The organism is Streptomyces aurantiaciflavus, assembly GCF_049808595.1.
In the GTDB taxonomy this organism is placed as follows: Bacteria; Actinomycetota; Actinomycetes; order Streptomycetales; family Streptomycetaceae; genus Streptomyces.
Genome location: NZ_JBNCAQ010000016.1, coordinates 78164 through 89421, shown reverse-complemented (window position 1 = coordinate 89421; position 11258 = coordinate 78164). Strand labels below are relative to the sequence as shown.

General features: G+C 73.0%; 5 protein-coding genes. All 5 read right to left on the bottom strand.

The features are described 5' to 3' along the window. Nucleotides 1–95: 95 nt before the first annotated feature. The 5 genes from ACPT94_RS20675 to ACPT94_RS20655 are packed head-to-tail and all read right to left on the bottom strand — an operon-like array spanning nt 96 to nt 11123. The gene (locus ACPT94_RS20675) at nt 96–2318 is read right to left on the bottom strand and encodes a hypothetical protein (protein ID WP_425246498.1); all 2223 of its coding nucleotides are present in this window, start codon (nt 2316–2318) and stop codon (nt 96–98) included. Nucleotides 2319–2324: 6 nt separating this feature from the next. Continuing rightward, entirely contained in the window at nt 2325–3419 is a 1095-nt protein-coding gene (locus ACPT94_RS20670) for an AAA family ATPase (RefSeq protein ID WP_425246497.1), read from the bottom strand. Continuing rightward, nucleotides 3416–4567, bottom strand: coding sequence for a protein kinase family protein (locus ACPT94_RS20665; RefSeq protein ID WP_425246496.1), 1152 nt, complete (start codon nt 4565–4567; stop codon nt 3416–3418). The genes ACPT94_RS20670 and ACPT94_RS20665 overlap by 4 nt, the downstream gene beginning before the upstream one ends. Then, the gene (locus ACPT94_RS20660; RefSeq protein WP_425246495.1) at nt 4564–7248 is read right to left on the bottom strand and encodes a hypothetical protein; all 2685 of its coding nucleotides are present in this window, start codon (nt 7246–7248) and stop codon (nt 4564–4566) included. The genes ACPT94_RS20665 and ACPT94_RS20660 overlap by 4 nt, the downstream gene beginning before the upstream one ends. Then, nucleotides 7245–11123: a tubulin-like doman-containing protein gene (locus tag ACPT94_RS20655; protein ID WP_425246494.1), complete on the bottom strand. Its 3879-nt coding sequence runs from the start codon at nt 11121–11123 to the stop codon at nt 7245–7247. The genes ACPT94_RS20660 and ACPT94_RS20655 overlap by 4 nt, the downstream gene beginning before the upstream one ends. Nucleotides 11124–11258 lie beyond the last annotated feature (135 nt).

Sequence of the window (11258 nt, the reverse complement as noted above, 5' to 3'; positions counted from 1 at the left end):
CGCACGGAGCGCCGGGGCGTCGCCTCGCCGCGGTCCGTGTCCGTTCCTCTGGGTTCCGTTCGGTCGGTCACTGCCTGTCGTCGTCTCCGTCGGTGTCACCACCACGCGACGAGGATGAGCAGGAGCAACAGCAGCGCCGCGACGCAGGTCATCGCCAGGAAGAAGAACCGCCACCGGTCGTCCGACGGCACCGCCCGCTCCGCGTCTGCGCCCACCGGGTGGCGGTCGGCGCCGCGGCCGTGGAATGCGCGGAGTGTCTCCGGCAACGGCCCCGCGGACCCTCTCCTGACGTAGTGCACCAGTTCCCACCACGCCTCGGACGGCAGGTTCGGCACACCGTAGACGCGCACGAAGGCGACCAGGTTCAGGAAATGGCGCTCCACCGGTCTGTCCTGCGCGCAGGCGTCATGGAACAGACGCACCAGGATGCGCGAAAGCTGCGGGTGCCCGACATACGGCAGCACCGCCCAGTGCAGCAGCCAGAAAGCCGTCTCGGCGGCGCGACGCACATCGTGCCCGTCCCTGTCCCCCCTGCCCGTCCTTCGGCCGTGCCACAGATAGAGCCGTTGTTTCAGCACGCCACGACAGAGGTGGTGGGCCTGCCGAAGGGTGCGGTAGCGCGTGCCGTCGGCCAGTGCGTCGAGGAGCCGGTCGACCTCCCGCCGCGGCAGGTCCTTGTTGCGCAGTCGTGCGAGCAGTACCTCGTCGGGCATCTCGGCGTCGTCGCCCTCCCGTGCTCCGCGATCGTGTCCGCGCCGCGCGAAGGTGACCGCACGCGCCAAGCCGCGGGTGCGGGGCTGGGGCAGCGGCCGTAAGGGCGCGAGGGGCAGCCGCGGCGACGGGTCCTCGAACCGCCCGTCGCCGTCCGGGGGCGGCTCTCCCGGAAGGAGGCCGTGGACGTGCTGTGGGGGTGACGGGGGGCGTTGTGGCTCCGGGGGCCAAGTGGACCGCGGTTGCCGGAGGTGGGGGTCGGCCGATGTCCCGGCTTCCGCCGCCGGCGTCGCGTGGGCGGACACCTCCGGGTCGGGCGCGGCCTTCCCGGAGGACCCGGTCGCGGTCACCTCCCAGGAGAGCGTCGACTCGCGTGCCGGGTGCTGGTCCAGGTGCTGGTCCAGGTGCTGTTGGTGCGCACCACCTCGTACGGCGCTCTCGCTGTCGGTTCTCGCCTGCGCCGTCGGCGCGGGCGCGGACGGGGGCGGGTGCGCCCCCGGGAGGACGGACGGGTCCGGCAACAGAAGGTCCGGCTGTTCGTGGAACCGGTGTGCGGCCGGATCGCCTCCCCAGGTTCCCGCCGCGTCGGTCGCTTCCGGTTGCCCCGCGGCCGGAAGGGGCCGTGCTTCGTCGCCGGCCGGATGCGCCGTGTTCACCGGACGAACATCCGCCGCGCCCGTCCACGCCGCCGCCGCAGGACGATGCCTCTCCAGCAGCCTCGCCAGTGTGCGCACGCGGTCGTGCATCGGGAGTTTGGCCCCGGTGGGACACTGGTCCAGCACCAGACGGACCCCGGCCGCGTTGTTCGGCTCGGACAGGAAGCGCCGTACCAGTTCGCCCGCGATCTGCTGAGCCTCGTCGTTCGGCGCGCTGCCCAACGCGATCCGCTCCAGGCGTACGTCCTCGATGGCCGAGGTCCGCCAGCTCGGCACGCCCACGACGCGCAGTCCGTGGCTGTCGGAGGTGTCGTACGTCGCGTAGGTCCAGAAGTCCCGCCCGAGCCAGTTGCCGAAGATGCCGCACAACCCCCAGATCAGCAGCGGCGTGTCGTTGGTCCCCTCGCTCGAGAACTCCGGGATGCGTACCGACATCAGATGGTCCGGGGTGCGCAGCAGCTGGGCGGCCACGGCGGTGAGGGGTTCCCGCACCGTCGGCACCTGGGTCGTGAACTGCTGCCATCCCCGGTCGGCGGCGTTCTTCAGATCGTCGAGCCGTGCGGGCCGCAGACCGCCGGAGTCGGCCTCGGACGAACCCCCCGAAGGCAGAGGGGGAGGAAGGTGACCGAGCGTCAGACACATTCTGGCCTTCAGCACGTCCCGGTCTCCGACCAGGGCGTGCGACTCCGTACTGGGCCTGCCGTGGGCGTCCGGGCCCCGCCTGCGGTTGATGACGACGACTTCCCCGTTGTGCGGACGGACGTAGCGGACCTGGCTCGGTTGCTCGGTGCCCTGCGCCTGCAGCAGCGGCGCCAACTCCGCCCTCAGCTCCTCCGCGTACTCCTCCTCGCAGGAGTACGCCACAGCGGTGATGCCCGTGCCGGACCGGCCGCGGTTGCCCTCCCAGCGGAAGACGACCTGGTGCAGGCCCTGCTCAGGATGCTGGTTCACGACAGCTCACCTCCCCACGCCGGACGGCCGCTGCGGTGCGCTGTCGCCCAGGACGCCGCACATCGCGAGGATGGAGAGCAGCGGGCCCAGCACACGCCGGGAGCGCACCCCGTGCGGGAAGTAGCCGTTCGTCGGCTGGCCACCGGTCGCCGAGGCGAAGTGCAGGCTGCAGCGCAGAGCGCTGTCGAACGGGCGCAGCCAGGCCGGCGCGGCGTGGTGGCGCAGGAACGCGTACACGTCACGACTCTCCTCACGCATCCGGCGCGGGTCGAACGGGGCCGTCGTGGGCCGGCTGAGCCACCGGTCGACCGGAGGCTCGAAGCGCAGTAGATCCGCCTTGCCCACCACAAGCGCCGTGGCCACGTCGAGGTACGCCCCTGAGCGCGGCAACCTGTCCAGCACCGTCTCGAAGGCGGGGTCGCTCCTGCTGACGACGAGCCGGTACTGGTCGCGGGCTTCGTCGAGCTGCGGCAGGCCGCAGGCCAGAAGCGGATCCACGACGAACACCAGGGCGTCGACACCGAGCAGGAAACGCAGCAGCGCGTCCGTCCGGACCAGGTCCTCGCCACCGAGGTCGAAGAACGCCACGGGCCTGACGTGGCCGTCCGTCCCCGTCAGGAGCAGGGCCTCGACGAAGTCGGCGAAGGGGGTCTGCTCGGTGGACTCCAGCTGTTTACCCTCCCGCAGCACCGCCACCCGGTCCCTGATGAACTCCGAGTGATCGGCGGGGTTGACCGACTGCCAGCGCACTCCGTACGGCTCCAGGCCGCCGTCGGTGATCTCGGCGACCATCTGGGTCAGCAGATGGCTCTTGCCTGTGCCCGACGTGCCGACCATGGCGACGGTCAGCGGGCGGCCGTGGGTCAGATAGGGCACGGGGATGTAGTGCGCCGTGACCCCGTCGGTGTTGCCGCACAGCTGGAAGGCTCCGCGCAGGACGTCGGCGCGCCGCAGCGGGTTGGTGTGCTTGGCGAGGTGGAGCCGCTCGTACTGCATCTTCTCGTTGCGCACGTACAGGGCCCGTTCGTCGTAGACGACGATCTCGAGGCAGTACGGGCACATCACCTGCCCGGGTTCGAGCTGTGCCGAGGTGCCGCTCATCGCCGTCCCCTTCCGTTTCTGCCGCGGTCACGTTCGGCGGTCCCGCCCAGCCAGCCGCGTCTCCCGGCGCGTTCCTCGCCCGCCGCGCCCCGGCTCCGGCGTGATCGGCCGGCCGGGGACGCCCCGTCCGGGTCGGCCGCCTTCGCGTCCGCGTCGTCGAGGTGGCCCGGGACGCCGAATCCGTCGCCTCCGGCGGCGGCGCGCTTGCGTGCGAGGGCGGCGTCGAACTCCCTGCGGTGCGGTTCGAGGGGATCGGGGCGGGCGGTGACCATGGCCGCCGGGTCCGAGTCCGGCATGATCAGACCGAGGAGGTGGGCCGGTGTCGGACGGTTCTCGGCCCGGGGCGCGAAGGCTCCGCCGAGTGTCTGCACCAGCGAGCGGTACGCGTTCAGGTCCTCGGGAGGACCGTCGGGCCTGCCCTGGCGGCCGGCCACGAGCTGATACATCAGCTGGGCGGTGCTCCACAGCGCGTCCCGCGGGTCGACCTCGCCGACGCCGGCCCGCTGTTCGGGTGGCGCGTAGGGAGGGGTTCCCCACGGGGTTCGCGGGGTGCCGATCCGTGCGACGGCCCCCAGGTCCCAGAGCTGGGCCCGTTCTCCGTCCCACCGGACGGCCGCCGGCACGATGCCCCGGTGCACCAGTCCCAGGCTCTCCATCAGCCGTACCGCGAGCACGAGGTCGCGCTCGATGATCCGCTGGTCGCTGGTGGAGATGCCGTGTGCGAGGCCGGTGGCGGGTTCGCCGCGGGGTTCGGAGTAGATCAGGAAGGGTTCGGCGGCGTCCATGTCGTATCCGACCGGAACCGGGAACAGTCCCTGGTACGGGCCGCCGCCGAAGGCACGGTGGATCTCCAGGGCCGCGCCCACCTCGGTCTCCAGTGCCAGGTACTCCTGTTGGTCGGACGCGCCGACGGCGGAGAGCCGCACCTGCACGCCCTTCCAGGCGTCGCCGAGCACCACCTCACGGGCCAGCAGGGGCGGGCGGACGACGCGTTTCAGGTCGGGTCCGAAGCGGGTGGGAACACGGTGGCGTCTGCCACCAGGGGTGGTGAAGGCAAGGTCGGGAGGCATCTCGGCACTGCCCGTCGGCGGACGGAAGTCCTGGGCGGCGGTGCCGCGCCCCGCGGCCCCTGCGGTCCGCTCGCTCACACGCCCCCCTCGTACCAGGAGTGCTCCCCGGACGCCGGCCGCTCCTCGGCCCACTCCCGCAGCCGGACCGACGTCACGACTCCGAGCCGCAGGGGGACCAGTTTGAGCAGTCCGGCATAGCGGCCGGTGGGCGTCCACACGGACCGGCTGTGGACTCCCTCGGGCACGGTGACCGGGGCCTGCCGGGCCTCTCCGGTCTCGGCGCCCCCTCCACCGTGCGCGTCGGTGCCTTTCCACACGGCCTGCGGTGCGAACCTGATCCACTCCACCGTGGTGGGGTCCCGGCTGAGCAGGGGCACCTGGTCCTCCGAGGTCAGGTCCACCATCCTCCGTCCCTGGGGATCCGGCTCGATCGCGTCGGCCACCCGCTGGTGCCCGATGCCGAGCAGGCCCTCGGCGCTGCCGCGCCGGTCCGCGGAGCGTGCGTACGGCGGGGGCGAGACCACGCCCTGGGTGAACAGATGACGACGCGTCACCTCGAGCATCCGGGCGATCCGCTGCTCGACGTCGGTGAGCGCGCCGACCCCGGCCTGACCTCGGGCGACGACTCCCCAGTAGAGGCCGAGGGCATGGACGAGCGTGTCGGTGAGATCGTCCACGAGGGTGTCCACGAGCCGGGGACCGCCTTCTCCGGCCTCCCGGTCCAGCCACCGTGGGCCCGCGCCGCGCAGCGGATCGGCTCCCGGGTCCGCTCCGGCGCCCACGCCGACGGCGGTGTCCGTGCCTGCCGGGGCGGGCCCTCGGTCCGGCTGGCCGGCCGGGGCCGTCCGGCTGTAGGGGTCCGGCGCCGGCATCCAGTCGGGGCGCTCCTGAGAACCGGGGAAGTCCGCGGCGGGGCCGGGAACCGTGTCCTCCCGGTCGCGCTCCTCCCAGCCTCCGCCCGCTCCGGTGGTGGCGCGATCGGGATCCTCCTGCCGGCCGTCCAGTTCGTCGGCGCTCGTCGCGGCGCCACGCAGCACCCCGGCCACCATGCGGGCGGCGTCGGCGCAGTACAGGCGCTCTTCGGCGGCCCAGCGCTGGCGGAACACCGCCTCCGCGAGCAGCGCGTCCAGCGCGTCCAGGGCCCGCCGGGCGTCATCCGCGCCGGTCAGCTCCCACCAGGCGTCCACCGCGCGCCGCCAGCGGACCGCCACGAGGACGAGGGCGAGTCCCACCCCGCACAGGGCGCCGAGCAGACCCGCCCAGGACGGCACCATGACCACGCGGGTCAGGAAGTGGCCTCCTGCCGCGCCCGCCGCCGCTGCCACCACCTGCGCGGCGACTCCGGCCGACGCCGAGCCCGATGAGGCGTGTCCGGGTCGGTGGGACCGCGCGAGAAGGCTGCCGCCGACGAGGACCGTCAGGACGGCGAGGACGGTGAGCGTGCCGGGCCAGGCGCACAGCGTGGCGAGTCCGCAAGCGATCACCGCGCCCGCGAGCTGCCCGGGGGTGATCGCGGCGACGCCGAAGTGCTGCTCGGCCGAGACGCGTTGGGGCAGCTCCGGCGGGCAGCGACGGTCGGCCTCGGTGAGCAGCCCGGCGCTCGGTGCGGGCGCCACCTGCTCGGAGAGGGCGGCGAAGCGTTCGGCGACGCTGCGCAGTGCCAGCCGCTCCCCCAGCATGCGTTCGGCGAGACGTTGCAGTCCGTCCGCCACCGCTTCCCTGCTGCCCGAGTAGGAAGGAATCCGGACCCCGAGCTCGGTCAGCAGCAGCGTGGACTCCGGCGTCGAGGCCGAGGGTCCTGCCGCACCGTCCTGGAGGGCCTTGAGGACCAGGGTCCGGTAGCCGCTGAGCCCGTGGGAGGCGGCGTCGAGGGCGGCTTCGACACCGCGCCTGCCGGTCCCGAGGAGCAGCCCGCCGAATCCGCTGAGCTGTGCCCAGCCGGCGTAGGCCTCGTCGAGGGCGCTGGAGCAGCCCGTGTACGCACGGTCGGCGGCGCCGCCGGGGGTGCGGTGTCCCGGCACCGGGCCCGCCGGGCGCCCGGCGACGAGTTCGTCCACGGGCTTGGGGAGCTCGATGCGGGAGGCGTCGTCGTCCCCGGCGCGCTGAGCGCCCGTGTACCGCTCGCCGGCGAACCGGGTCAGCGCCTCTCGCCAGGCACGCGCCCGGGCCGCACCGGACAGATCGTGTTCCAGTACGTGGACCCCGGGCACGGCCACGGCCTCGGGGAATCGGGCGAGGGTCTCCAGGGTCTCGTCGAACAGCCCGCGCAGCAGGTCGACGAGAACGGCCAGCGCCTCCGGGTCGTCGGGGCGGACGGGATCGCCGGCGGTGCGGGCCGCGCGCAGGTCGCCCGCCCACAGCAGCCCGGAGTCCGGTCCGTGCAACGCGGCCGGCCGTACGAGGCGGCGCCGGTACGCGCCCGCGTCGTCGGGGTCGGTCGCCGGGCGGCCGCCGTTGCGGCCACCGCTCGGGGTACGGGCGTCCTCCGCGTCCGGCAGATCACCGATGACCAGGCCGAGCATCCATGCCTTGGTGCCGTAGCCGAGGATCTTCTCGTACAGGCTGTGGTGGTCCATCAGCCCGCGTGGGGTGTCGAGCAGCAGGAACCGGTAGTGCCCGTTGCCCGGTTCGGGCAGGCCCTCGTTGCGCAGCTGCTCCTGGACCGCCGCGCGCAGGGCTCCGGGTGTGGCCAGCCTGTGCGCGCCGGACCGCAGGTCCAGCACGATGACCGCGCGTCCCGCGTCGTTCAGCCGGCTCACTCGGGGTCACTCTCCCAGGGGTCACGGGTGGGGCGCCGCTCGGCCGCGGTGCCGATCGTCGTGTCCGGCGTGGACCGGTCCGGGTCGGGGGCATCGCTCGCGGTGGTCCAGGGGAAGTCGCTCTCCGGCCGGTCGGGCCAGCCGTCGCCGGCGTCGGTGGGGAAGGGCGGGTACTGCGCGAGGGGTGGTCCTGCGTCGGGTTCTCCGCCGGGTGCCGGCCGGCGTTCGCTGTCGCCGCGTCCCTCGTCGTGGTCCCAGGCGGACCGTGACGAGGTGCTGTGCGGGCCCGCCACGGAGGGGGCGGGCGCGTCGTCGGGGCCGGTGGTCTCCCAGGGGAAGTCGTCGCCGGTGCGGCTCGACTCGGCCGTGCGGTCCGGCGGTTGCGGGCTGATGCTCCGGCCCGTGGCACCGTCCGTGCCCCCGGCCGGCGTGCCGGTGGCAGGGGCGGAGAACGCACTCTCGTCGTCCGTCGCCGGATCCCCCGTCAACCGCTGCGGCCAGCGGGGCTTCTCGGGCCAGGCGTACAGATCGTCGCCGTCTTCGGCGGCGGGTCGCGCGGGCGGGGTGGACGGTGTCCGCACGGCTCCCGGCCCGCCGGCCGCGCCGGGAGCCACGGGGCGGTGACCGTCGGCGTCGTCGCGGTGGTCACGGTGCAGGGGAACGGTCCCCCAGTCGTCCTCGTGCGGCCGGCGTGTCCTGGGCGGCGCAGGCGGCGGACCCGGGTCCGCGGGGGACGGTGGTGTTCCGCGCAGGGTGGCTTCGAGGCTCCGCAGGGTCGGCTGGAGGGCCCGCTTCTCGGTGAAGCGGATGTCCAGGGCGCCCGGCAGGGTCTCGGCCCAGAACTGGCGCAGGGGCCGCACCCATTCGACCGACCACTGCCCGGTCTGCAGCTCCAGCTTCTCCAGGAGCTCCAGTTGGCGGCGCGCGATGTCGTTGACGAACCGCACATACAGCGGGTCCGGGTGGCTGCCGGCCAGGGAGAGTCCCTTCGGCTGGACCCTCATCAGCACGCTGCAGTAGTCCTCCACGATGCGTCCCTCGTCCAGCAGCGCCCATCTCTCGTAGGAGCGCAGCAGTCCGGCCCAGCCGGAGATCTCGCCCTGGTAGTCGTCGAGGCGCAGCGTCATGCCGGGAACGTCGGGTCCGTCCTCCTCGTACAGCCGGACGCGGACCCGGCGGGGCGAGTCGATGTCGCCCTCCACCACGGTGACCTGGCCGTTCCACATCGCGCACAGCAGGCGGTGCAGGATGTGCTGCCGGTCCTCCTCCGTGCTGGCCAGCCAGTCGTCGCGGTAACCGAGCCGCTGCCGCCAGCTCAGCACGTCCTCGCTCTGCTCGACGTCGCGGGCCCTCGCCCACCGGCGCAGCACGTTGCGCGCCTCGGGCACCTCGGTGAGGCTCATCTCGCTGCGGAAGAGCACCACCGTGATGGAGTCGGTCTCGACACCGCGGAACTCGATGGACCGTTTGCCGTCCCGCGGCAGCAGCAGGGACTTGCGCAGGTACTCCTCGACCGCGTCCTTGTTCTGGATCCTGGGGTAGACGATGAGGATCTTCAGCGGTCCCCCGCCCTCGGGCACGAACCCGTGCGGCAGCAGTCCCGCGATCTTGAACCGGAACTGTTCCAGCGCGCCCTTGCCGATGTCCTCGGCCGCGTCCCCGACGCCCGCCGCCGCGCTCAGCAGCATCGCCATCGACGGCAGCAGCGGGCGTTCGTCGGCCTGCATGCCGCTCTCCGCGAAGAGCGTCTTGATGCGCTGTTCGATCGCCGCCTTGACCGTGGCGACCGCCGCGGCGGGGTTGCGTCTGCCGGCCGCGTGCGCGCTCTGCCAGCAGTCGCCGTCGACGAGTTTCAGCAACAGGGCCGACTCGTCGTCGTTGTCGCGCAGGTTGACCCGCTTGACGAGCCGCTCCCTCAGGTCGTCGTAGAAGTCACGCAGGTTGCTCTGCGGGGGCAGCAGGTAGGAGACGCCGGTGCGGTCGTCGTACAGCTCCTGGACGTGCTCGTCGAACGCCCGGGGCTCTTCCTCCGTGTGTTTGCGGAAGGCCTCGACGAGCTGCGTCACCTCGCCGTTCAGTGCTGCGGCGGCCGGGCGCCAGCGCTGTTCCTGGCGCCGCCAGCCCTCGTGCCACACGGCGCGGCAGCGCCACTGGTACCAGCGGTCCTGTTGCTCCACGGCCGCCGCCACGTCCTCGTCGCCCCAGCGCGCCTTCGACAGACCGCCGATCCGGCCCCTGATCCGGGGAACCGCGGGGGGTTGCGCCTCCACGCCCGCGGGACGCGCGGGCTGCCTGCTGCGGTTCTCGAGCATCCCGAGGAACCCGAGTGCGGTCACCGGGTCCGGGTCGCCGGGAACTCCTTTGATGATCCGGTCCGCCTGGAAGAGGTCGACGGAGCGCAGCAGCCGCTCCAGAGCGGGGCGCGGCGCGAACTGTTCGGCCAGTGCGGGCGCGCGGCGGTCCACCTTGCGCCGCAGATCGTCGATCAGTCCCTGCATGTCGCTGATCCGGTCGCGGAGCGCCTGTTCGATGGCGGGTCCGCCACGGGGCAGCGGATCGGGCTCGGGCACCGGCAGCGCTTCACGGACCCACAGCTCCTCCAGCCCGGCGTCGGCGAACATCTTGCGGACGGTGCCCGCGTACTCATGGCTCGGTTTGGCCGCGGGCTCGGTGAGCCGGCGTACCGACATGGCCAGCATGCGGGAGGAGACCAGCTCGGCCAGTTCGTCGAGCGGCGCCGTCATCGAGGCCACCAGGCTGGTGGAGACGCCCCGGTGGCCGATGCCGGACGCGGCCCGCGCGGCTCGGTGCAGACCGCGGTTGATGAAGCTGGCGGCGAACGTCTGGTAGTCGTCGTCGGCACGGGGACGCGGCCCGCTGCCGTCGCCCAGCTCGGTGCCGACGAGCGACATGACCAGGGAGACGACCGAGCGCCGCAGGTCGTCGGGGCGGATCCCGGCGGTTCGGCTGAACAGGAAGGCGGTCGGCACCATGCCGGTGCGCAGCCGGATCGGGTGGACGCCCGGGTACCGGATGTGCATCGCCGATTCCAGGTCCGTGTCGCCGAGGTCGGACTCGGCGGTGGGGACGTTCTGTTCGTCCACCAGCCGGAAGAGGTCCACGATGGCGCGTGCGGCGTTGAGTTCCGCTTCCCGGCCGCCGCCGGCGGAGGTGGGGAAGGCGGAGGGCATGACGACGAGCGGGTAGATCCGGGCGCCGGTGAAGTTCTTGGCCCTGAACGCCTCGCCGATCAGGTGGAGGTAGTCGAGGAAGATCCCGGCACCGGTGCCACCGGCCACGGAGTGGGCCACGAACACGTCACAGCCGGACATGGGCCCGCCGCCGAGCTGGCTGAGTTCGCCTCCGGACCGGCTGATGGCGTCGATCGCCTGCATCAACGGCCCCATGACGGGATCCAGACCGTTGCGGAGCGTGCCGAACAGGGCCGCGCGACCGACCGTGGGCAGTTGGCCGGCCCCGTTGCGCAGGGGGGTGACCTTGGGCTCGCCCGCCCGTGGGGGAAGCCAGCCGCTCACCTCGTCCCGCATCACCGCGCGCAGTTCGCGGGTGACCTCGGGGGAGCTGTCGTGGTCGGGGAGCAGGTCGTGGGTGGCGCGGGCGGTCCGGCTGTACGCGGCGCGCAGGGAGGGGTCGGCGCTGAGATGCGGCAGCCTGGCGAGTTCGGACTCGCTGAAGTCCGCGTAGACGAACTGGAGGCATTCGGGGAGCTGGTAGCGCAGCGGGATGCCGAGTCTGTTCAGCGCCGTGCCGTCGGGGCCGCACAGTTCGGCGCGCAGCCGTCGCTCCAGCTCGGTTCCGACGAGTCCGCCTGTGCCACCCAGACCGACGAAGAGCATCGGCTGGAAGATCTTCATGATGTGGTCCTCCGCCGGAACGGCTGGCGTCCCGGTCGCTGGTGTGGAAGTGCGTACGAAAGGGGGCGGGGCCGCGGGCGCACGGGGCGGTCGACGGCCGGGGCCGCGATCGCGGTGTGACGTCCGGGCGGCGCC